The 21,313-nt window shown below is 63.5% G+C and carries 25 protein-coding genes; 13 read left to right on the top strand and 12 right to left on the bottom strand.

Going from position 1 to position 21,313, the window contains the following annotated elements:
* The first annotated feature begins 159 nt into the window (after positions 1 to 159).
* From PWG15_RS19710 to PWG15_RS19695, 4 genes are all read left to right on the top strand, one after another.
* Positions 160 to 591, top strand: a complete 432-nt coding sequence (locus tag PWG15_RS19710) for a carboxymuconolactone decarboxylase family protein (protein ID WP_275022252.1) — start codon at positions 160 to 162, stop codon at positions 589 to 591.
* A gap of 1 nt (position 592) precedes the next feature.
* The gene (gene sigJ, locus PWG15_RS19705; protein WP_275022251.1) at positions 593 to 1,486 is read left to right on the top strand and encodes an RNA polymerase sigma factor SigJ; all 894 of its coding nucleotides are present in this window, start codon (positions 593 to 595) and stop codon (positions 1,484 to 1,486) included.
* 89 nt (positions 1,487 to 1,575) lie between these two features.
* Positions 1,576 to 3,003: an MFS transporter gene (locus PWG15_RS19700; RefSeq protein ID WP_275022250.1), complete on the top strand. Its 1,428-nt coding sequence runs from the start codon at positions 1,576 to 1,578 to the stop codon at positions 3,001 to 3,003.
* A 100-nt stretch (positions 3,004 to 3,103) separates the two neighbouring features.
* Positions 3,104 to 3,928 (top strand): class I SAM-dependent methyltransferase, encoded by an 825-nt coding sequence (locus tag PWG15_RS19695; RefSeq protein ID WP_275022249.1) that lies wholly within the window; start codon positions 3,104 to 3,106, stop codon positions 3,926 to 3,928.
* A gap of 52 nt (positions 3,929 to 3,980) precedes the next feature.
* Here PWG15_RS19695 and PWG15_RS19690 read toward each other — a convergent pair whose 3' ends face one another.
* On the bottom strand, positions 3,981 to 4,643 hold the full coding sequence (locus PWG15_RS19690; protein ID WP_275022248.1) for a YiaD family glycine zipper/OmpA-like lipoprotein: 663 nt from the start codon (positions 4,641 to 4,643) through the stop codon (positions 3,981 to 3,983).
* Positions 4,644 to 4,891: 248 nt separating this feature from the next.
* Between PWG15_RS19690 and PWG15_RS19685 the strand changes: the two genes are divergently transcribed.
* Positions 4,892 to 5,530 carry an exopolysaccharide biosynthesis protein gene (locus tag PWG15_RS19685; protein ID WP_275022247.1) on the top strand — a complete coding sequence of 213 codons (639 nt, stop codon included), beginning with the start codon at positions 4,892 to 4,894 and terminating at the stop codon, positions 5,528 to 5,530.
* A gap of 119 nt (positions 5,531 to 5,649) precedes the next feature.
* Here the strand turns inward: PWG15_RS19685 and PWG15_RS19680 are convergent, their stop codons facing one another.
* The 4 genes from PWG15_RS19680 to PWG15_RS19665 all read right to left on the bottom strand — a co-directional run bounded on the left by PWG15_RS19680 (position 5,650) and on the right by PWG15_RS19665 (position 8,534).
* Complete coding sequence (locus tag PWG15_RS19680) at positions 5,650 to 6,003, bottom strand: antibiotic biosynthesis monooxygenase (protein ID WP_275022246.1); 354 nt, start codon at positions 6,001 to 6,003, stop codon at positions 5,650 to 5,652.
* 97 nt (positions 6,004 to 6,100) lie between these two features.
* A complete protein-coding gene (locus PWG15_RS19675) occupies positions 6,101 to 7,126 on the bottom strand; it encodes a histone deacetylase family protein (protein ID WP_275022245.1) in 1,026 nt (341 codons plus the stop codon).
* Positions 7,127 to 7,425: 299 nt separating this feature from the next.
* Complete coding sequence (locus PWG15_RS19670) at positions 7,426 to 7,953, bottom strand: GNAT family N-acetyltransferase (protein WP_275022243.1); 528 nt, start codon at positions 7,951 to 7,953, stop codon at positions 7,426 to 7,428.
* 2 nt (positions 7,954 to 7,955) lie between these two features.
* On the bottom strand, positions 7,956 to 8,534 hold the full coding sequence (locus PWG15_RS19665; protein WP_275022242.1) for a helix-turn-helix domain-containing protein: 579 nt from the start codon (positions 8,532 to 8,534) through the stop codon (positions 7,956 to 7,958).
* 212 nt (positions 8,535 to 8,746) lie between these two features.
* Here PWG15_RS19665 and PWG15_RS19660 point away from each other — a divergent pair, with 212 nt between their 5' ends.
* Positions 8,747 to 9,988: an MFS transporter gene (locus PWG15_RS19660; RefSeq protein ID WP_275022241.1), complete on the top strand. Its 1,242-nt coding sequence runs from the start codon at positions 8,747 to 8,749 to the stop codon at positions 9,986 to 9,988.
* A gap of 70 nt (positions 9,989 to 10,058) precedes the next feature.
* A complete protein-coding gene (gene lepA, locus PWG15_RS19655) occupies positions 10,059 to 11,885 on the top strand; it encodes a translation elongation factor 4 (RefSeq protein WP_425536720.1) in 1,827 nt (608 codons plus the stop codon).
* Positions 11,886 to 12,007: 122 nt separating this feature from the next.
* On the opposite strand, the gene PWG15_RS19650 is transcribed toward lepA, so the two are convergent.
* Positions 12,008 to 13,474 carry an MFS transporter gene (locus PWG15_RS19650; RefSeq protein WP_275022239.1) on the bottom strand — a complete coding sequence of 489 codons (1,467 nt, stop codon included), beginning with the start codon at positions 13,472 to 13,474 and terminating at the stop codon, positions 12,008 to 12,010.
* Positions 13,475 to 13,601: 127 nt separating this feature from the next.
* Between PWG15_RS19650 and PWG15_RS19645 the strand changes: the two genes are divergently transcribed.
* Positions 13,602 to 14,216 carry a TetR/AcrR family transcriptional regulator gene (locus tag PWG15_RS19645; protein ID WP_425536719.1) on the top strand — a complete coding sequence of 205 codons (615 nt, stop codon included), beginning with the start codon at positions 13,602 to 13,604 and terminating at the stop codon, positions 14,214 to 14,216.
* Positions 14,217 to 14,351: 135 nt separating this feature from the next.
* Here PWG15_RS19645 and PWG15_RS19640 read toward each other — a convergent pair whose 3' ends face one another.
* The 4 genes from PWG15_RS19640 to PWG15_RS19625 all read right to left on the bottom strand — a co-directional run bounded on the left by PWG15_RS19640 (position 14,352) and on the right by PWG15_RS19625 (position 16,775).
* A complete protein-coding gene (locus tag PWG15_RS19640; protein ID WP_275022237.1) occupies positions 14,352 to 14,864 on the bottom strand; it encodes a GNAT family N-acetyltransferase in 513 nt (170 codons plus the stop codon).
* Positions 14,865 to 14,983: 119 nt separating this feature from the next.
* Positions 14,984 to 15,547 carry a sugar O-acetyltransferase gene (locus PWG15_RS19635; RefSeq protein ID WP_275022236.1) on the bottom strand — a complete coding sequence of 188 codons (564 nt, stop codon included), beginning with the start codon at positions 15,545 to 15,547 and terminating at the stop codon, positions 14,984 to 14,986.
* The gene (locus tag PWG15_RS19630) at positions 15,544 to 16,023 is read right to left on the bottom strand and encodes a GFA family protein (protein WP_275022235.1); all 480 of its coding nucleotides are present in this window, start codon (positions 16,021 to 16,023) and stop codon (positions 15,544 to 15,546) included. Before PWG15_RS19630 ends, PWG15_RS19635 begins: the two co-directional genes overlap by 4 nt.
* Positions 16,020 to 16,775 carry a type 1 glutamine amidotransferase gene (locus PWG15_RS19625; RefSeq protein ID WP_275022234.1) on the bottom strand — a complete coding sequence of 252 codons (756 nt, stop codon included), beginning with the start codon at positions 16,773 to 16,775 and terminating at the stop codon, positions 16,020 to 16,022. Before PWG15_RS19625 ends, PWG15_RS19630 begins: the two co-directional genes overlap by 4 nt.
* Before the next feature lie 355 nt (positions 16,776 to 17,130).
* Here PWG15_RS19625 and rnk point away from each other — a divergent pair, with 355 nt between their 5' ends.
* The gene (rnk, locus tag PWG15_RS19620; protein ID WP_275022233.1) at positions 17,131 to 17,535 is read left to right on the top strand and encodes a nucleoside diphosphate kinase regulator; all 405 of its coding nucleotides are present in this window, start codon (positions 17,131 to 17,133) and stop codon (positions 17,533 to 17,535) included.
* A 96-nt stretch (positions 17,536 to 17,631) separates the two neighbouring features.
* Here rnk and PWG15_RS19615 read toward each other — a convergent pair whose 3' ends face one another.
* Positions 17,632 to 18,087, bottom strand: a complete 456-nt coding sequence (locus PWG15_RS19615; protein WP_275022232.1) for a DoxX family protein — start codon at positions 18,085 to 18,087, stop codon at positions 17,632 to 17,634.
* A gap of 220 nt (positions 18,088 to 18,307) precedes the next feature.
* Between PWG15_RS19615 and PWG15_RS19610 the strand changes: the two genes are divergently transcribed.
* A complete protein-coding gene (locus PWG15_RS19610; protein WP_275022231.1) occupies positions 18,308 to 18,589 on the top strand; it encodes an Rdx family protein in 282 nt (93 codons plus the stop codon).
* An 83-nt stretch (positions 18,590 to 18,672) separates the two neighbouring features.
* The gene (locus tag PWG15_RS19605; protein ID WP_275024467.1) at positions 18,673 to 19,017 is read left to right on the top strand and encodes a YqaA family protein; all 345 of its coding nucleotides are present in this window, start codon (positions 18,673 to 18,675) and stop codon (positions 19,015 to 19,017) included.
* 25 nt (positions 19,018 to 19,042) lie between these two features.
* Here PWG15_RS19605 and PWG15_RS19600 read toward each other — a convergent pair whose 3' ends face one another.
* Positions 19,043 to 19,669, bottom strand: a complete 627-nt coding sequence (locus PWG15_RS19600; protein WP_275022230.1) for a ribonuclease D — start codon at positions 19,667 to 19,669, stop codon at positions 19,043 to 19,045.
* A 108-nt stretch (positions 19,670 to 19,777) separates the two neighbouring features.
* Between PWG15_RS19600 and PWG15_RS19595 the strand changes: the two genes are divergently transcribed.
* Together PWG15_RS19595 and PWG15_RS19590 are read left to right on the top strand one after the other, a co-directional pair.
* Positions 19,778 to 20,089, top strand: coding sequence for a hypothetical protein (locus PWG15_RS19595; protein ID WP_275022229.1), 312 nt, complete (start codon positions 19,778 to 19,780; stop codon positions 20,087 to 20,089).
* A gap of 93 nt (positions 20,090 to 20,182) precedes the next feature.
* Positions 20,183 to 21,223, top strand: a complete 1,041-nt coding sequence (locus tag PWG15_RS19590; RefSeq protein ID WP_275022228.1) for a hydroxyacid dehydrogenase — start codon at positions 20,183 to 20,185, stop codon at positions 21,221 to 21,223.
* Positions 21,224 to 21,313: the final 90 nt, after the last annotated feature.

Below are 21,313 nucleotides of genomic sequence, written 5' to 3'. Positions count from 1 at the left end.
GATAAATCGCGACTCTCCAAATTATTGAAACTTCTTCAAAATAATCAGGTCATGCATTTTTCTTGGCATCCTGCGAGAAAAATCATCGAGCCGCGTCACAGGTGTCCGACGTCGATCGTCAAATGGTCATAAGCAACACAACACGATGGAGTTGAGACCATGACCGATACGAAGGCTGTCCGTTACGAGCAGGAGATTCCGGATGTGCTCGGTGCACTTGCCGATGTGCACAAGACCATGGACCTGCACGGACTCGACCGGACGATCCACAATCTCGTGCAGCTGCGCGCCTCGCAGATCAACCGCTGCGGCTTCTGCGTGAAGATGCACACCAAGGAATCCCGCGCCGAGGGTGAGAGCAACGAGCGGCTCGACCGCATCATCGTCTGGGACCAGGTGAGTGATTTCACACCGCGCGAAAAAGCAGCGCTTGCCTGGACCGAAGCGCTGACCGAACTCGAACCACGCACCGACTTTGCGCCACTGCGCGCCGAGCTGCGCCAGCACTTCAGCGAAAAGGAGATCAGCGTCATCACCTCGACGGTGGCGATGATCAACCTTTGGAACCGCATCCAGATTTCGAGGCACTGACATGAATGATAGGCAGCATATGCAGATCTTCGAGGAGGCGCGCCCGCGCCTTCTTGGCCTCGCCTACCGCATCCTCGGCTCGCGCGCCGATGCGGAAGATGCGGTGCAGGACACGTTCCTCAAATGGCAGGAGGTTGACCGCGCATCGATCGAAACGCCGGCGGCCTGGCTCACGACCGCCTGCACACGCCGGTGCCTCGATCTGCTCAAGGCCGCACACCGCAAACGCGTCGACTATGTCGGCGCGTGGCTGCCCGAACCGATCCACACGACGAGCGACGACAATGCCGAGGAAAAGCTGGCACTGACCTCCTCGCTGACGACCGCGTTTCTGCTGATGCTCGAGCGGCTGACGCCGAAGGAGCGTGCCGCCTACCTGTTGCACGAGATTTTCGGCCAGCCCTATGACGAAGTCGCCGACACGCTGGACATGCTGGAGACCACCGCGCGCAAGCTGGTGTCGCGTGCCAAGACGAATATCGGCCTGGAGAAGGCCCGCCACCAGACACCGCGCGAGCGCCAGGATGAGCTGCTATCGGCCTTCCACCAGGCAATCCATGGCGGTAATGTCACCGGGCTCTCCGCACTTCTTTCAGCCGATGTGAAGCTGACCGCCGACGGCGGCGGCAAGGTGGCGACCGTGCTTGGCGTGCTCTCCGGCAAGGAGACCGTGCTCGGTTTCATCATCGATCGGCTTACCGAATACTGGGCGCACTATGTCTGGGAAATCGGCGACATCAACGGCGGCCGCGGCATCGTGCTTCGGGACGAGGCGAAAAACGAGATCGCCGCGACGGTCGCCTTCGGTTATGACGGTGACGGAAACGTCAACGACATCTTCATCATGCGCAACCCGGACAAGCTCACGCATTTTGGCGAGGCTGCGCTCCACTGACATAGCGGCACCGCCGAAGCGAATGCGAACTTCCGGTTCCGGATGAGCCGGCGCGCGTTCGCTTGCGGTGCCCCGCGTGAGGTACTGACATGCTTGAAAAAACTCCCGCTCCCCCACAGGAAACCGGCTGGAGCGCACTGCTCTCGGGCGAAAACGCCGTGCATTCGCTGGTGCTCAGCGGCGGCGTCGCGCTGCATGCGCTCAACATCTACGTGGTGACGACGGTCATGCCGTCGATCGTGCGCGAGATCGGCGGTCTGGAATATTACGCCTGGAGCACAACGGTCTTCGTCGCGGCTTCCATTCTCGGCGCCGCATTGTCGGCGCGGCTGCTCGGTGCCGTCGGTGCCGGCGGCGCCTATGCGATCGGCGCGCTGGTCTTCGGCCTAGGGACGCTCTTCTGCGCGACGGCCCCTTCGATGGCGGTGCTGCTTGCCGGCCGGGCGGTCCAGGGTTTCGGCGGTGGCCTGCTCTATGCGCTCGCCTATGGCGTTATCCGGCAGGTGTTCCGGCCCGAGCTGCGGACCCGCGCCATCGGCCTGATCTCGGCAACCTGGGGAACGGCGACTTTGATCGGCCCCGCGATCGGCGGCATGTTTGCCGAGTTCTCCACCTGGCGCATCGCGTTCTGGTCTCTTCTGCCGCTGACGGCGCTGCTTGTCGCACTCGCCTTCTCGACGCTGCCGCGAAAGGTCGCCGATGAAGAGGGGCGCACGCCGCTCCCGCTGCTGCAACTTCTGCTTCTCGTCGGCATCGTGCTTGCGCTTTCGATTGCGAGCACGCGCACCATGGCCACGGAACAGATCGGCTGCGTCGGCATTGCGATCCTCCTGTTCCTGAGCCTCCTGTTCGTCGAACGTCGGGTAACGGGCAAGCTTCTGCCCACCGGCAGCTTTACGCTCACCTCCCCGCTGGCCGCCCTTTATGCTACGATCACCCTGCTGATGGTGGGCCTGCAGCCTGAGATTTATGTGCCGTACCTGCTGCAGGAATTGCATGGGCTGTCGCCACTGCTGGCCGGCTATATCGCAGCACTGATGTCGATCGGCTGGACGGCGGGATCGATGACCAGTGCCCATTGGCACGGAGAAAGAGCGAAGCAGACGATCTTTGCCGGTCCGGCCTTCGGTTTCATCGGCCTAGCCCTGATCGCCCTGTTCATGCCGATGGCAGGCGCAGAGTTCCTGGTGATCGCTGCGCCGCTCAGCGTCGGCATCATCGCGGTCGGTTTCGGCATGGGCTTTGCCTGGCCGCATATCGTTACCGCCGTCTATGAATTCGCGCCGGAAGGCGAAGCGGAGAAGGCATCGAGCTCGATCACCACCGTCCAGCTCTTTGCCGCTGCACTCGGCGCAGCGCTTGCAGGATTGACTGCCAACCTCGCCGGGATCGAAGCGTCGTCGGAAGGTGGCGTGGCGCTGGCAACGACCTGGCTCTTCGGTCTGTTCGCGCTGCTGCCCGCACTGGCAGTGCTGACCGCCAGGCGCGTACGGCGCGCGAGACGCACGGTGGCGTGAGCCCTATCGGGCAATGCGGCCCGCCGAGCCGATAGCGGGCCGCGACGAAAAGACTGCGGCGCCCGAACTCCATTCGACGGAGCGCGGTCAGGAGGAAACGATGGAAGCCGCGAGCATCGGCCTTCATGGCGTGCGCGAAACGCTGCTGATCACGCTCCGCGCAAAGGCAGCGGAGAGCGCACTGCCCGATTCTCTCCTGCACGATCGCTTTGCCGCCGAACTGATGCGGCGTCTCGACGGCAAGGCGAAAGGGCCCAATGTCGGTCACGACATGACGATCGGCATCGCGATGCGCGCCTATCTGCTCGATCGGTGGACCCGAGCTTTCATCGGGAACCACCCGGATGCGGTTGTGCTCAATCTTGGCTGCGGCCTCGACACGCGAATCCTGCGGCTCGATCCGCCTTCCTCCATCGCCTGGTTCGACGTCGACTTTCCGGATGTCATCGCCTTGCGACAGCGCCTCTTCCCGGATCGCATCGGCTGCACGACGGTCGCCTCCTCCATCACCGAGCGGGACTGGATCGACCGGATTCCAGATGACCGGCCGGTGATCGTCGTCGCCGAAGGGGTGCTGCCCTATCTCCGCGACCAGGAAGTGCGCGACCTGCTGCGGCGCGTCGTGACCTGCCTTGCCGGCGGCGAGATCGTCTTCGACGCCTATAGCCATCTCGGCATCGAGCTCCTGCGCTTCAACCCGTCCTTGCGCGCGACGGGTGCTGAGCTTCGCTGGGGGATCGAGGACGCACGGGCGCTGGAACGGGAGGTGCCCGGGCTGACGTTACTCGAAGACATTCACGAATACGATGCCGCGCAGATCGCCCGCATGTCGCCGATGGCGCGGATTGCGATCCAGTTCTTCAGCGCGATCCCCATGCTGCGCCGTATGGGACGCCTGCTGCGCTACCGCTTCAAGCAGACATGAAAAAGGCCGCGCCTCGCGGCGCAGCCCCTTGCAGGCAATCGATATCTGCCGATCAGGCCTTGATCGGCGCGATCGAGATTTCGACGCGGCGGTTTTGCGCGCGGCCGGCTTCCGTGCCGTTCGAAGCGATCGGGCGCTCCTTGCCGTAGCCCATGGCCGACATGCGGCGCTGGTCGACGCCCTGGCCGGCCAGGTAGTTGGCAACCGAAGCGGCACGGCGCTCAGAGAGGCCCTGGTTGTAGGAGGCGCTGCCGGTCGCGTCGGTGTGACCGTCGACGTCGATCATCGTCTTGTTGAACTTGCGCAGCACGATCGCCACCGAGTTCAGCGTGTCGTAGAAGGCCGGGATCACCTGGTCGCGGTCGGTCGCAAACGTGATGTTCGACGGCATGTTGAGGATAATACGGTCGCCGGCACGGGTCACCGAAACGCCGGTACCCTGCAGCTGGGCGCGCAATTCCGCTTCCTGGCTGTCCATGTAGTTGCCGATCAGGCCGCCGCCGAGGCCACCGATCGCGGCGCCCACAAGTGCCGAGTCGCGCCGTCCTGCAGCACTGCCACCAACAAGCAGACCGGTCGCAGCGCCGAGGCCTGCGCCAATCAGCGCGCCACCAGCGGTGTTCGACATCTTCTGTTCACCCGTATAGGGATCGGTGGTGGTGCATCCCGAAAGATAGATGGCCGCAACAGCCAGAATGGCGCATTTCTTGATCATGGAATCAGTTGTCCCCATTGGTGCTCAAAGGTGCTTCATACTAGCGATTGCGGCAGGAAGATGAAGAAGCGTCCCAATCACGCCATGGTTTACCGGCAAATGCCGGTTTGCCCGGACTGGGTGTGCCGGTCGGGCCACACTATAACCGATCCTTCACATGCCCTTGGTAGGACGGACATCCAGGCGACCGGGATAAAATGTGTGCGGCTTTGCGCCGCCGCCCATTGATAAAGACGAGGCAAGATTTGATGGCAATCGAGTTCGGCGACACGCAACGCAGTCTCAGCGACACGCTCAACGGCATGATTGCCTCCATCCGCGGCGAGACGATCACGCTGCGCGAACTGATGACCGAGATCGGCGAACAGGGTTTCCTGCTGCTCTGCGCACTTCTGACGCTGCCGTTCCTGTTGCCGGTGTCGATCCCCGGCGTCAGCACCGTTTTCGGCGCAGCAATCATCCTGATCTCCGTATCGATCACGCTCAACCGCCTGCCCTGGGTGCCGCAGCGCATTCTCGACCGCAAGATCGAGACCGAAAAGCTGGTGCCGACGCTGCAGAAGGGAGCGAGCATCGTCTCCAAGCTCGACCGCTACGTTCGCCCGCGCCTCGGCTTCCTGACACAAGGGGCGGTGATGAACCGCTTCAACGGGCTGATGATCATGGCCGGCGGCGTGCTGTTGATGTTCCCGCTCGGGCTGATCCCGCTGTCGAACACGCTGCCCGGGATCGCGATCCTGCTTCTCTCGCTTGGCATCATCCAGCGCGACGGGCTGATGGTGGCGGGTGGCTATCTCTTCCTGATCGCGACGACGATCTACTTCACCGTTCTTGCCTACATGGCCTTTGCCGCCGGTCAGGGCCTGTCGACGTTCTTCGTCTCCTGACGGAATGGATTGCGCACGAGCTTGGATTGGCCCGGCACTGCCGAGCCTTTTCGTTCTAACTCTCTGTTATCACCGCAATTCCGGACGGAAAACCGTTGCACGCTTTTCCTGGAATTGCTCTAGGCAGCCAGACCGCCGAAGGCCCGGTAGCTGGCAAAGTCAGTGCGGATGCCGAGCGTCTTCATCAGTGCCTCGCGGTCGAGGCCGAGGCTGCGATCGAACTCACCCAGAGCAGCAGCAACCTTCGGCGCGACGTCAGCACTGGAAAACTCGATCATCGTGATGAAATCGAACTGGCCGGGGCCGGCATGCTGCTCCAGGAACAGGTCCTTCACATAGCCCTCCTGCTTTCGGATGACCGCAAGCGTCTTGTCGACCAGTTCGACGAACTGCTGGCGTGCCTCCACAGGTACTGTGTATTTGTTGATGCGGTAAAGCGGCGCCACAACAGCCGGCTTCGATTGGTTACTCATTGCTCCTGTCCTCTCATCTCTTTGAACAGGAGCAGTCGTACGACCTCAAGTAAAGTTGAGGTCAATAGCGGGCACCGTATTTTTCACGATGGCATGCTCAGCCGCAAAGGCCCTTCAGGACGTTGGCAACGTTGAGCCCGATCTCCGGAACGCCATAGCCGCCCTCCATACAGACGACGACCGGCAGGCCCGAGCGCCCCAGCGCCGCGCCCATGCGGACGTAATCGTCGGACGTCAAGCGGAAGAACGAGATCGGATCGCGCTCGAAGGTGTCGACGCCGAGCGAGACGACCAGCGCCTCGGCGCCGAAGGCGGCGATGCGCAACAGCGCGTCGTCCATGGCTGCCGACCACACATCGTAGCCGGTGCGCCGCGGCAAGGGGTAGTTCTTCGTCGTGCCCAGCCCCTCGCCGGCGCCCTCCTCGTCGGCAAAACCGAGGAAATAGGGGAAGGCATCGACGGGATCGCCGTGCAGCGAGGCGAAATAGACGTCGCCGCGCTCGTAGAAGATATCCTGCGTGCCGTTGCCGTGGTGAAAATCGACGTCGAGCACCGCAACCTTGCGGGCACCGTGATCCCTTAGGCGTTGGGCAGCACAGGCGGCATTGTTGATGAAGGAGTAGCCGCCATAGAGATCGATCGCCGCATGGTGGCCGGGCGGCCGGCAGAGCGCGAAGGCAGCGCGGTTGCCGGCATGGATATGGTCGGCAGCCGAAAGCGCACAATCCATCGCGGCACGCGCGGCGGCATAGGTGCCCTCGGTGATCGCCGTCTCCGCGGCGAAGGAATAGTAGCCAAGCGCACCGTCAATATCACGCGGCGGATGCTGGCGCATGCGTCGGGCCGGAAAGCAGGTGGCGATCGCCTCGCCGAGATAACCATCGGCGACCCAGCGCGACCAGGCGGTTTCGAGGAATTCGAGATAATCGGCCGAATGCAGCTTGAGGGCGACGTCGAGGCCGTGACGCTCGGGTGCGACGACATCATGAAAGCCCGCCTCCTTCACCGCCGCCAGAATCCACTCGGCGCGGAACGGCGCCTCGAAGGGCGGCACGAGTTCGCCACCGAAGAGTTCGGTTTTGGCGTCACGGAGCTTGTGGTCCTCGGAGTAGAAGATGCGCATGGGGAGGTCCTGATCGGCAAGAAGGGTGCTGGTAACCTATCCAAGCGTGCGGGCTTGGCAACCTCGGCGGCTCCCTCCGGCCTGCTGGTCATGCCGGGCGGAGCCCCTCATCCGGCCTGCCGGCCACCTTCTCCCCGTAAGCGGGGAGAAGGACACCCGTTGCATGCGCTCGCTCCCATGCTCAACTCTCAAGATTTCCGGATGTGGCAGATGAGGTATCCGCGGAACTTCCGCGTTCCCTCTCCCCGCCTGCGGGGAGAGGTTAGGGTGAGGGGCAGTCTCCAGGAACTGCGATCTCGCTACGCCGCGATCCGCTTGTAGAAGAACGTGGTGGCGCAGAGGCCGCCCTCCGGCCACATCGCATAGTCGGGGATGACACCGACGCGCTCCCAACCGAGGCGTGGATAGATCGCCTCCGCCTCGCTGCCGGTCGCAGTATCGAGCACCAGCAGCGTCTTGCCGCACGCCGCCGCTTTACGTTCGACCGCCTCCATCAACCGGCGGGCAAGGCCCTTGCCGCGGGCCGCGCGGTGCACAAGCAGCTTCTTCAGATCGCCGCGGTGCGGCTGGTTCGGCATCTGCGCGACGCCGACCTGCACCGTGCCGAGAATGCGTCCCTCGACCTCCGCCACCATCAGCAGCGTTTCGCCCGCGGCAACCGCCTGGGCGACCGCCTGCCAGTAGGCAAGCGCGCTTTGCGGCGGATAGGGCTGCATGAAGCCGACCGACGCGCCGCCCTCGACGCAATCGGACAGCACCTCGGCGAGTGCCGGGATTGCTGCACGGGCCTGGGTTTCATCGAGCAGGCGGATCTCTATATCGGACATGGTCAAACCTTGGTGCGGCAGAGGACGACGGTGTAGTGAGCCGGCTCGTCGTGCGGGTTGTGGAAGATGTGGCCCGCCTCAAGGCCCATGAACAGGCAGTCGCCAGCCTCCAGCGAATGTGAGCCGGATTCGGTGGTGAGTTCCAACCGACCGGAGAACAGCCAGAGATGCTGGGTGATTCCCCGATTCGACGGCTGCCGCTCGAAGACAACACGGGCGCCAGGCGGAAACTCGACCTCGACGATATCGACCGGCGAACCGAGCCCGTCCGGCGAGACCGAGCGGCGCAGATAGCCGGATTCCGGATCGCGCCAGAGGCGCTGGTCGGCGCGCCGCGCAACCGGCGACGCCGCTTTCGCCTCGAAGGCAAACAGCTCCGAGAGCGTGGTCGAGAGTGCGCTGCAGAGCTTTGCGAGAAGTTGCGCCGTCGGGCTCGTCTCGCCTCGCTCGATGCGCGAGATCATCGCGCGGCTGACGCCGGAACTGCTGGCAAGCTCGTCGAGCGTCAGGCTTTGTTCCGTGCGCAGCGTGCGGATACGCTCGCCGATGGCATATTCCAGGGGGTCGGTGATGTTTTCCATTATTTGAGATTGCATTTCTCATATAGTGGAGTCAAGACTGGGAAAGACTGAAAATACGGGCATGCGATGCCGCTTTGGCGACAGCGTATCGACGGCCTTTCGGCTATGGTGGCGGCTTCGCGAACAGAAACGAGAAAAGCTTACACTTCAATACTTTAGATAGTTCTCATCCAGCGCGCCCGAAGGCGCGGCCCTTCATCGACAGGTTGGACATGACAACGCAGCCCTCCTCGCTGACCTCGATCGCCAGTATCGTCGCTTCGATGACTTCGGTCGCGATCGGCAACGGCATGATGCTCGCCTATGTGCCCTTCGCGCTGACGCGCTCGGACGCACCGGACTGGGTGCCGGGTGCGGCCGTGACCATGATCGCCTTCGGCGGGCTCATCGGTTGCGTCATCGCCGGGCCGATGATCCGCCGCGTCGGCCACGCGCGCGCCTTCTCCTGCTCGATGGCGCTGGTCATCCTCTCGGCGCTGACGATCGCGCTCGGCATGCATCCGCTCTTGTGGGTGCTTGCCCGCGGGCTTTATGGCGCATCCGGCAACACCAACTTCATCATCGCCCAGAGCTGGCTCAACCATGCCAGTGAAAACCACTGGCGCGGCAAGGCGATGGCACTGTTCTACATGGCCTATGTCATCGGGCTTGGCACCGGCGCCTGGCTGTTCGGGCAGATCCCGGCCGACGGCAACCTGCCGCCACTCGTGACCATCTTCTTCACGGCGCTCGCACTCCTGCCGATAGGGCTGACACGGCTGCCGACACCGCCGGCACCCGCGAAGGTCAGCATCGATATCCCGATGGTCTGGCGCAATTCCCCGGTCGCCTTCATCGGCGTGCTTGCCGCCGGTGGCCTGTCTATGGTGGTGCAGGGGTTCACGCCGATCTATGCGGCCGCCAACAATGTCAGCCAGGGCGATGTCGCCAACCTGATGTTCGTCATGCAGTTCGGCCTCATTGCCATCCAGTACCCGATGGGAACGCTGTCGGACCGGATCGACCGACGCCTGGTACTGATCGGCACCTGCCTGCTGATCCTTGCCGCCGGCTTCTTCGCGCTTTCGGCCTCGTTCAGCAACCTGATCCTCTTGATGCTGGTCTTTGCGCTCTTTGCCGGCGCCGTCGAGACCGTCTATTCGATCGCCAATGCGCACGCCAACGACCGCACGGACCCGGCAGATTTCGTGCCGCTTGCCAGCACCATGCTGGTCGCCTGGTCGATCGCCGCGACCGTCGTGCCGATGCTGGTGACGCTGCTGACACCTGTGTTCGGGCAGCGCACTTTCATCTATGCGGCGATGGCGGTTGCAGCACTTTATGCGCTCTTCGTGCTGCTGAGACTCAGGAAACGCGACGAGGTGCCAGCGTCCGAGCGCGAGGGCTTCGAGATCAGGAGCGCGCAGGTGCCGAATGCCGGCGCGCTGGTCGATGCCGAGGCGGGCGCCGAATAGCCCGATTTATAGTGAACGAAGCCTTCATTTCCCGCTTTGCGGCGGTTGAAGGCACTGCTATATGCGGCCCATGAGCACAACATCTTCGAAGACGCCCCTTTCGCATATCCGCAACTTCTCGATCGTGGCCCACATCGACCACGGCAAGTCGACGCTTGCCGACCGGCTGATCCAGTCCACCGGCGGCCTCGCCGAGCGCGAGATGTCCGAGCAGGTGCTCGACAGCATGGATATCGAACGCGAGCGCGGCATCACCATCAAGGCCCAGACGGTGCGCCTGCACTACAAGGCCAATGACGGCGAAACCTATGTGCTGAACCTGATCGACACCCCCGGCCACGTCGACTTTGCCTACGAAGTCTCGCGGTCGCTTTCGGCCTGCGAAGGCTCGCTGCTCGTCGTCGACGCGTCCCAGGGCGTGGAAGCGCAGACGCTTGCCAACGTCTACCAGGCGATCGACAACAACCACGAGCTCGTCACCGTGCTTAACAAGATCGACCTGCCCGCGGCCGAACCGGACCGCATCAAGGAGCAGATCGAGGAAGTGATCGGCATCGACGCGTCCGACGCGGTGCTGATTTCGGCCAAGACCGGCCTTGGCATCCCGGATGTGCTCGAAGCAATCGTCACCAAGCTGCCGGCGCCGAAGAGCGACGGCGGCGATGCGGCGCCGCTCAAAGCCCTGCTAGTCGACAGCTGGTACGACACCTATCTCGGCGTCATGGTTCTCGTGCGCATCATCGACGGCACGCTCAAGAAGGGCATGACCATCCGCATGATGGGCACCGACGCCAAGTACACGATCGAACGCGTCGGCGTGCTGACCCCGAAGATGGTGGCGATGGATGCGCTCGGCCCCGGCGAGATCGGCTTCATCACCGCCTCGATCAAGGAAGTGGCCGACACCCGCGTCGGCGACACCATCACCGAGGACAAGCGCCCGACCGACAAGGCACTGCCGGGCTTCAAGCCGGCCCAGCCGGTGGTCTTCTGCGGCCTGTTCCCGGTGGATGCTGCCGACTTCGAAGACCTGCGCTCGGCCATGGGCAAGCTGCGCCTCAACGACGCGTCGTTCTCCTTCGAAATGGAATCCTCCGCCGCCCTCGGCTTCGGCTTCCGCTGCGGCTTCCTCGGCCTGCTGCACCTCGAAATCATCCAGGAACGCCTGGAGCGCGAGTTCGACCTCGACCTGATCGCGACAGCCCCTTCGGTCGTCTACAAGCTGTTCATGACCGATGGCTCCGAGCGCGAACTGCACAACCCGGCCGACATGCCCGACGTCGTCAAGATCGCGGAAATCCACGAGCCGTGGATTCGCGCGACGATCCTGACCCCCGACGACTATCTCGGCGGCATCCTGAAGCTCTGCCAGGACCGGCGCGGCATCCAGATCGAACTGACTTACGTCGGCACCCGCGCGATGCTGACCTACGACCTGCCGCTCAACGAAGTCGTCTTCGACTTCTACGACCGCCTGAAGTCGATTTCCAAGGGCTATGCCTCGTTCGACTACCAGATCACCGAGCACAAGGAAGGCAACCTTGTGAAGATGTCGATCCTCGTCAACGGCGAGCCGGTCGACGCCCTGTCGATGATGGTGCACCGGATGGCGGCGGAAAAGCGCGGTCGTGAAATGTGCGAGAAGCTCAAGGAGCTGATCCCGAAGCACATGTTCAAGATCCCGATCCAGGCGGCGATCGGTGGCAACGTCATTGCCCGCGAAACCATCTCGGCGCTGCGCAAGGACGTGACGGCCAAGTGCTACGGCGGCGACGCCACCCGCAAGCGCAAGCTGCTCGAAAAGCAGAAGGCCGGCAAGAAACGCATGCGCCAGTTCGGCAAGGTGGAAATTCCGCAGGAGGCCTTCATCGCCGCCCTCAAGATGGGCGACGAGTAAGGGCTTCCTGCCTCTGCCTCAACCAGACAGGAATACCCAACGGGCGGCCTCATGGCCGCCCGTTTCGTTTCGTTTCGGCATCTGAGGCTATCGGCCATGATGCCTGCTACAAATCGCGACGCTTACTCCGGCAGCTTCTTCGGCAGCCAGAGCCACGCGACGATGCCCAATGCGAGGAGCGACAAGGCGCCGACGCCAGCGGCGACATGCAGGCCGGTGAGGAAGGCCTCATTGGCTTGCAGGACAGTCTCCGACGAGAGACCCGGCCGGTCGAGAGTTTCGTTGAGCGTGCCCGCCACACCGGGGCCGCACAGCCGGAAGCTGAGCGCCGCCAGCGAACCGAGAAGCGTGATGCCGAGCGCATTGCCGAGCTCGTTGCTGGTCTCGGCGATCGAACCGGCTGCGCCGGCGCGTTCTGTAGGCACAGCCGAGACGGCGATCTCGGCCACGAGGCTGAAGGAGAGGCCGTAACCCATGCCAGCGACAACGGTCGAGGCGATAAAGGCCGCGACGCCAGAATCGGTGGTCGTCAACAGCAGCAAGAGGACGCCGGTTGCGATCAGAAAATGTGTTGCGACGAGCGCCGTCCTACGACCGATCGCATCGACGACGCGGGCCGTGCCGACGCAGGTGGCCATCAGCACGATGGCGCCCGGCAAGGTCAGCAGTGCCGCCTTAAAAACGTCGAAGCCCAGCACCGATTGCAGATAGATGCCTGAGAGATAGCCAGCGGCGGACCAGACGACCAGCGGCAAGAGGCCGGTGAGGATGGCGATCGAAAAGATGCGGTCGCGGAACAGGGCCAGGTCCAGCAGCGGATACGCGATCCTCGTTTGCCGGCGAAGGAACAGCACAATGGCGAGCAGGCCAACGGCCCCAGCGGCCGATTGCATGGCCGTCAAGCCATAGGCGGCAGCGGTCTTCAGCGAATAGGTGAAAAGCAGGATGCCGGCAAAGGACAGCACGAGGCTCGGCAGGTCGATGCGGCCATAGGCCGTGGAACGCACCTCGCGAAGCAGGACCGGTGCTGCGACCAGGAAACCGAGAACGACGGGGACATTGATCAGGAACACGGCGCCCCACTCCAGCCGCTGCAACAGCAGGCCACCGAGAACCGGACCGATCGCAAACCCGGCCGCAAACGTGGCTGCAAAGATGCCGATCGCCTGGGCGCGCTGGCGTGGATCAGGAAACAGCGCGCTGACGATCGCAAGGCCGGAGGGCAGCAATGTCGCGCCACCGAGCCCCATCAGCGCCCGCGAGGCGATTAGCGCCATCGGCGACTGCGAATAGGCCGCCCCGAGCGATCCTGCGCCGAAGACCACGGCACCGATCATGATCAATCTCAGCCGCCCATAACGGTCACCGATATTGCCGAAAGCGATCAGCAGCGAACCGACCACGAAGCCGTAGATATCGAGAATCCAGAGCGCCTGGTCGGCAGTCGGCATGAGAGCCGAGGTTACGCGCGGCATGGCGAGATAGAGGATCGAGCCGTCCATGGCCACGAGCAGGACAAGCGGCAACACGGCAATCAGACCAAGCCATGCGCTTCGGTGCTGAGAACGGGGGAGTGAAGTGTCAGTCATCGGCATGAATCCTTTGCAAACGGCATGCGCGTGCATGCCGCTTCGGCCGCGGCGGTCAGCCGGCGGATGGTTGCGGTGAGGAGTTTTCTTCTATATACTTAAGGTAAGTTACTTTTGGTATATAACGATGTCAAGCGCAATGGAAAAAAGTCCGATCACTGCCAAGCGCGTTCGTCTCACGCGTGAGCAGCGGCTAAGCCAGCTCGTCGACGTGGCGTGGAGGCTGGTTCGCGAAGAAGGTACCGACGCACTAACGCTGCCGCGGCTGGCCGAAGAGGCAGCCGTCGCCAAGCCTGTGGTCTATGATCATTTCGGCACGCGCAACGGTCTGCTCGCAGCGCTCTATCAGGACTTCGACGCGCGCCAGACCCTGGTGATGGACGCCGCTGTCGCAGCGAGCGACCCGACGCTGGAAGGGATAGCCAGGACCATTGCCTCTTCCTATGTCGACTGCGTGCTGACACAGGGCCGCGAGATCCCCGGCGTGCTGGCAGCACTGGCCGGCTCGCCCGAGCTTGAGACCGTCAAGCGAGCCTATCAACGGGTCTACATCGAGAAGTGCCAAACGGTGCTGCGCCGGTTCACCGGACAGGAGGATATCGCGCTGGCCGGCTTCTGGGCGATGCTCGGAGCCGCCGATGGCCTGTCCAACGCCGCAGCGACGGGAGAGATCACCGCCGATGAGGCACAGGACGAGCTCTACGAGACGATCGTCGCCATGGTGCAGCGAAGCGGACGCTAGAGCGGCATGCTCACAAGAGGTGCCACCTCTCGACCCGCAATTCGAACTTTGTTGAGTGCCCGGGCGTGGATCCTCGGGTCAAGCCCGAGGATGACAACTGGGGAGTGAGGCGATGCCGAAGCGGCCCACTTCGCCTCACGTCTCCGCAAGCAAGTAGCGCTTCGAAACCCGATCCACGAGTTGCCCATCCTTAAGCGGCACCGCCTTGTCGACCTTGTAGTCGACGAAGCCCATCTTGCCGTAGTAGGTGAGGCCACCGGTGTTGTCGGCGCGGATGGTGGCGTTGAGTGCCTTGAGCCCGATAGAGCGAGCATAGTCGCAGGTGGCCTTGAAAAGGGCCGTACCGGCACCGGGAACCTTGTTGCCCGGGCGGGAGAAGGTGCCGATGTCGGCCCAGTTCTCCGGTATACCGTCCCAGCGATCCAGCCCCTGGAAAGCGCAGGGCGCGCCATTCTCGTCCTCGGCGACGAAGCAGCTGACGAAACCGGGACCAGCGAGATAGTGCTCCGCGAAGCTCTCCGGCGTGAACGGCGTCTGGTGGGCGGTGGTGCCGCCGATCCGGATGATTTCGTTGAGGAAGGCGCAGAGTGCCGGTGCGTCGTCGGGACGCGCCGGGCGTACATGGATGGTCTTGGTCTCGCTCGTCATTGAAAGTGGTCCTTTCGAAATGGCCTTGGATCGATCATTTGTCCGCGGGAACGGTGAATGACCTAACCCTTTGAAATTACGAAATCCTGGCAGAGTGCCGCTTCACTGTCTTCCTGAAGTCAGGTCTGGCTACGCGGCAGAGGGTGCGCCGGGTTGCCGGCCACGACTGCGCCGGCCGCCACATCCTTCGTCACCACCGAACCCGCCCCGACGATCGCGCCGTCGCCGATGGTCACGCCGCCCAGAATGATCGCACCGCCGCCGATCCAGACATCGGCGCCAATCGTCACCGGGCGGGCGACTTCGAGGCCCTGCCCCCGAAGCACGGCGTCCTTGTGGTGCTCGGCGCAATAGATCTGCACGTTCGGCCCGAGCATCGTCCCCCGGCCGATCGCCACCTGCCCGCTGTCGAGGACAGTGCAGCCGGCATTGAGATAGACGCGGGCACCGAGACTGATGTTGATGCCGTAGGAACAATGGAACGGCGCCTCGATGAAGACGTCATCGGCGGCTGCACGGAAGAGCGCGCGCAAGGCCGGTGCCATGCTTTGGCGTTCCGCCGGCGGCATGGTGTTGTGCCGGTGGACGGCTTCGCGCGCCGTCAGGCGAAGCGCGTCGAGTTCGGCGTCGAGACACGAGTACCATTGCCCGGCCGCCATCTTGTCGCGTTCGCTGACAGTCACGCTTTTGCCCTTGCTTCCGCCGCCTCGCGCCGCGCCAGGCTATCGGCCGGCCAAAGGGTCTTCATATCGTAATAGATCTCGAAGGCCGGGGCGCCACCGTCGAGCGACAGCCACTCGACCTTGGAGCGGGTGAAAATATGCGCATCCGGCGGAAAGTCCGAAGGGCTGTCGAGGCTCGCGATCCTGAGGAAGGAGAGCCAGCCGCGCCGGCCGTAGTCGCTCCAGAGCGCCGTCTGGCATTCGGCGCAGCGATAGACGTCGTGCGGGCGGCCGCTATCCGTGGGGAGCGTGACGACGATTGGCTCGCCTGTGGTGAGCTCGATGTTGTCGCGCTCGATGACGCCGTTGACGACGAAGGCGCTACCGACCTGGCGCTGGCAATCGCTGCAGTGGCAGCAGTTGACGAACATCGGCGCGGCCTTCAGCCGATAGCGGATCTTGCCGCAGAAGCAGCCACCGTTCTTTGCCTCGCTCATCCATCCACCTCCTCCAGAACCGAATCTGTGTTCGCGGCAGCGCCCTCCCGTCGACCGATCGTCGCCACCCAGGCGCGCGCCAGCGCCAGACCGGCCGCATCGGCCTCGCGGCCATGCCGGGCGGCGTGCTCGCGGTAGCGGACAAGCCAGGTGGGGTCGAGCCGATTGATCGTATCCGGGAAGGCACGGTTCCAGTCTTCGACCAGATGCGTGTCCGCCTCGAAATGGAACTGGGTGCCGTAGGCGGCGCGGCCGACGCGGAAGGCCTGATGGGTAGTGACGGCGTTTTCGGCGAGATGAACTGCGCCTTCCGGCAAGGTAAAGGTATCGCCGTGCCACTGGAAAATCGGGAAGCTCTCGCCGACGCTGGACAGCACCGGGTCCTCGGCGCCTTCGCCGCGTACCTGGATCTGGCACCAGCCGAACTCTCTGGCGGCGCCCAGCAGGTTCTCCCCGCCATAGGCGCGCGCAAGAAGCTGACTTCCGAGGCAGATGCCAAGCACGGAGCGACCGCTGTCGCCGAAGGCGCGCATCAGTGCGGCGAGATCGGGCAGATAGGGAAAGGCGGCATCGTCGAGCGCGCTCTGCTCGCCGCCGAGCACGACGAGCGCATCGTAGCCGTCGGGCGCTGCAGGAACGGTTTCACCCAGATAGGCGCGGTGGATCTCGATCTGCGCCTTGACCTCGCGAAGCGCCGTGCCGACTTGGCCAAGCTCGGTCTTCGCCATGTTTTCAACCACCAATACCCGCATCGTCACCTTCCCTTCGCCGTCGTGAACCGAGATTGACCACGAGCATGGCCGCTGTTCAAGAGGCGCAATGATCCGCCCTGCGCTTTACCCCTTCCGTCACGGGTCTTGACTTCCCGGTCAAACTTTCCGACCTTCGGGACATCATGATGTCTTCGATTTCTTCCTATCACTGCTTCCGGGTGTGCCCGATCGCAGGAACCTGACCCCAGCCCGGATGTTTGCGCTCTCCGGGTAAGGGGAGCCTTTCGCGTCCGCAGAAGAAATTTCTGAACGCGGCTGAACGAGCGCCGAATTCCCAGATTATCGATTCCGAGCGCGCCCGTGGGCGCCACGGCCGAACACGGCAGGTCACATCATGGCGGCATCCCGCAAGAAACTTCCATCCATCATCATCAATGCCGAGGATCACAAGCGGCTGACGGCGCTGGCTTCCTCCGCGCTCGATCGCGTGCCCGACGTGGCCGAAGCGCTGCTTTCCGAACTCGATCGCGCCCGCATCGGCGCGCCGGGCGCCCTGCCTGCCGACAGCGTGCAGATGGGTTCCACCGTTGCCTTCGAGGCGGACAACGGCTTTTCCAAGCAGGTGACACTCGTCTATCCCGGCGAGGCCGATATCGAGACTGGACGCATCTCGGTGCTGACGCCCGTCGGCGCGGCGCTGATCGGCCTGTCCGTCGGCCAGTCGATCGACTGGCAAGACCGGTCGGGCAAGGTGCATCGCATGACCATATTCAGCGTGACGGCGAAGGAAAGCGCCTGAAAGCAGGCCGGCGGCAAGCGCACCATGTGCCGCCAAATGAAAACGGGGAGGCCGGTCTTCACCGCCTCCCCGTTTCCCTGATCATCGTTCGATCAATCAGAACTGCTTGCCGAGCTTGGCATCCACCGACTGGCTGTTGGCACCGCGGATGGCAAAGAAGAACAGGATTGCCGCCCACAGGATCGACTTCTCTGCGCCGAAGAGGCCCTCGCCCTGAACGATGCCGTGGAAGTAGACGGTGACGAGAAGAACGATCATGCCGGCAAAGGCGGCCGGGCGCGTAAGCAGACCGATCGCGATCAGGATACCGCCGAAGAATTCGGTGGCGGCAAGAAGCGGCGACCAGAAGACGCCGGGATAGAAGCCGAGGCCCTCGACCATGCCGATCGCGCCGAAGGGATCGGTGATCTTGCCGAAGCCGTGGACCGCAAGCAGGACGCCGGCCAGAATGCGCAGCAACGTTTCGGCTGATGTATCCAGCGACAGATAAATCTTCTCCAGCGCCGGCAGAATGGCGCGCGGGCGGGAACTGGAAACAGTGACGTCGGTCATGAAGGGCCTCTCCGGCGGTTGGGGTGCGACAATTTGTGCAATGCCGCATTGTCTCGCCGCGACGACCGTTCAAAGCAAGCTGCCAGTCGATAAAAACATGACTAAATTGGTTGACAATTACGTGAGCGCGGCGTGAGCATCTGAGGCGGAGCAACGCAGTTGTTTCCACCCGGCGCCGCCGGTATGGTCGCCGCCCCGACACACGTCCGAGACCAGGCCGATGGATCCGAAACCACGCATTACCATCCTCTATTGCACCCAGTGCAACTGGCTGCTGCGCGCCGGCTGGATGGCGCAGGAACTGCTGCAGACCTTCGGCCAGTCGCTCGGCGAAGTGGCGCTCATTCCCGGCACCGGCGGCAATTTCGAAATTCGTGTGAATGACGCACTCGTCTGGGAACGCAAGCGCGATGGCGGCTTCCCCGGCCCCAAGGAATTGAAGCAGCGCATCCGCGATATCATCGAGCCGGAGCGCGATCTCGGCCATACGGACAGGAGCTGATCCTGGATTTCGGAATTCTTGCCGGCGTTTTTTCCGCTGCATTCCTGTCGGCGACGCTGCTGTTCGGCATGTCGGAGGCTGCGATCGTTGCTGCCGCCCTGCACGGCGAAACAAGCCGCCCTGCCCTCTTCGTCGCGGCCACGCTCGGCAACGTGCTCGGCGCCGTCGTCAACTTTGCGCTGGGGCGTTTCCTCATTCGCTTCGAAGGGCGGCGCTGGTTTCCCGTTTCGGCGGCCAACCGGCAAAAGGCGGAGGCGCTATTTGCCCGCTACGGGCAACCGGTGCTGCTGCTCTCGTGGCTGCCCGTCATCGGCGACCCGCTGACGCTGGTAGCCGGCCTGTTGCGCATGAAGCTGCCGCTGTTCCTGCTGTTCGTCACCATCGGCAAGGCGGCGCGTTATGCCGTCGTCCTCTACCTCACGCCCTGAAGCCATCAGACGTTGCGATCATGGCTCAGCTGTGCGCGAAGATATCCGTCTCGTCCCAGCCCAAGAGGTCGAGCTTGGAGCGCGTCGGCAGGAAGGCAAAGCAGGCGTCGGCATGCTCCATGCGGCCGTCGCGGATGAGGCGTGCCGTCAGCTTGTCGCGCAGCGCATGCAGGTGCAGCACATCGGAAGCCGCATATTCGAGCTGCGCCGGCGACAGGATGTCCGCCGCCCAATCGGACGACTGCTGCTGCTTGGAAATGTCGACGTCGAGCATCTCCTTGAGATTGTCCTTGAGGCCATGGCGGTCGGTATAGGTCCGGGTCAGCCGCGAGGCGATCTTGGTGCAGAAGACCGGCGTCGTCGTCACCCCGAACGTATGGAAGAGCACGGCGATATCGAAGCGGCCGAAGTGGAAAATCTTCTGGCGAGCCGGATCGGCGAGCATGGCGACGAGGTTCGGCGCCTCTTTCTGGCCGGCGGCGATGCGGATGACGTCGGCGGTGCCATCTCCCGGCGAAAGCTGCACGACGCAGAGACGGTCACGGCGGGGGATGAGGCCAAGCGTTTCGGTGTCGATGGCAATCGCGCCCGTGTAGCGCGCAGCATCGGCCGCGGAAATATCGCCTTCATGGACCCGTATTGCATTCGCCATCGTAAATCCCCAGATCAAACGAAGTGGTGTGGCCTATAGCGCAAGTTTGGCGCCGGCGATACCGCTACCGTATCCCGCCAGACGGTCGCCCGTTCGAAAGTCCTGACCATGACGTTTTTTCGCTCCGCTCTCACCCTTTCGGCCCTCGCGCTGACTTTGGGGTTCTCCGCCATTCCGGCACCGGCACAGACCTACCGGGACCTGCCCGGCGTGCGCCAGATGGATCCGCTGAATGGCGGCGGCGATCATATCGTATGCGAACAGACCTTCGTCGACCGCAACTATCCGTTCGAATCGACGGCCCGCGGCGGCCCGATCTACGATACGGTCTACAACTGCCGCCGCGGCGATGGACCGGTCTTTCAGGGCAGCGATCTGCCGCCGTCACTCTACCGGCAGAAGCGTGGCCTCGGCTACTAGGGCCTGGCGCATCCGTCTCTATGCTTGGCAAGACGCGGAATTGTTCCTAGCCTGACGGCAGAAAAGCGGGGCCTGCTCCCGCCAGGGGGAACCATGTCCGATACCAAGACCGATAACCGGCCGCTTGCCATCAGCGCGCCCGCGCCACGCACGCTCGACCTCATCTTCACGCCGGAGGCCCTGAAGGACCTGCACCGGCGTTACCGCATTGTTGAAGCCGATCCGGACGATATCTCCGGGCTTGGCGACGATATCCTCTCGCAAACGCGCTACATCATCGGCCAGCCGCCGCTCGATCACGCCACGCTCCGGCGCATGGGCCGGCTTCGGGCGATCCTCAATGTCGAGAGCAACCTGATCAACAACATGCCCTACGAAGTGCTGTTCGAGCGCGGCATCCATGTGGTGACCACGGGCCAGGTCTTTGCCGAACCGGTCGCCGAACTCGGCCTTGCCATGGCGCTCAACATCGCCCGCGGCATCGTCGACGCCGATCTCGCCTTCCGCGAAGGCCGTGAACTGTGGGGCGGTGACGGCAACCGGTCGGCGCGGCTTCTCTCCGGCGCCGACATCGGCATCATCGGCTTCGGCGACCTCGGCAAGGCGCTGAACCGCGTGCTCTCCGGTTTTCGCGCGAAGATCCGCGTCTTCGATCCCTGGATGCCGGCCTCGATCCTGAGGGACAACGGCGTCGAGCCGGCGTCGCTCGATACGGTCCTCGGCGAAAGCGACTTCGTCTTCGTCGTCGCATCGGTCACCAGCGAGAACGAGGGCTTCCTCGGCGAAAAGGCCTTTGCCCGCATGCGCCCAGGCGCTGCCTTCATCCTGTTGAGCCGTGCCGGCGTCGTCGATTTCGACGCGCTGATGGCGGCGGTTGCACGCGGCCATATCGTGGCGGCCAGCGACGTCTTTCCGGAAGAGCCGCTGCCACCAGATCATCCGGTTCGCGGGCTGGCGGGCTTCCTGCGCTCCGCCCACCGCGCCGGTGCGCTCGACAGCGCCTTCAAGAAGATGGGCGACATGGTGCTCGAAGACATGGACCTGATGGACCGCAACCTGCCGCCGATGCGCTGCAAGCGGGCTGAGCGGGAAACCGTCGCCCGCATGCGCTCGAAGCCTGTGACGGTGAACTGAGCCGCCAAATCTTTGCGACGGATGTCGGCGAGCGTGCATCCCGCCGATTAACGTGTTTTATGGGAATCGCATTTAACTTTCCTTGCACAT

It is taken from the genome of Ensifer adhaerens (assembly GCF_028993555.1).
Taxonomy (GTDB): Bacteria; Pseudomonadota; Alphaproteobacteria; order Rhizobiales; family Rhizobiaceae; genus Ensifer; species Ensifer adhaerens_I.
This window is presented reverse-complemented; position numbering and strand designations above follow the sequence as displayed.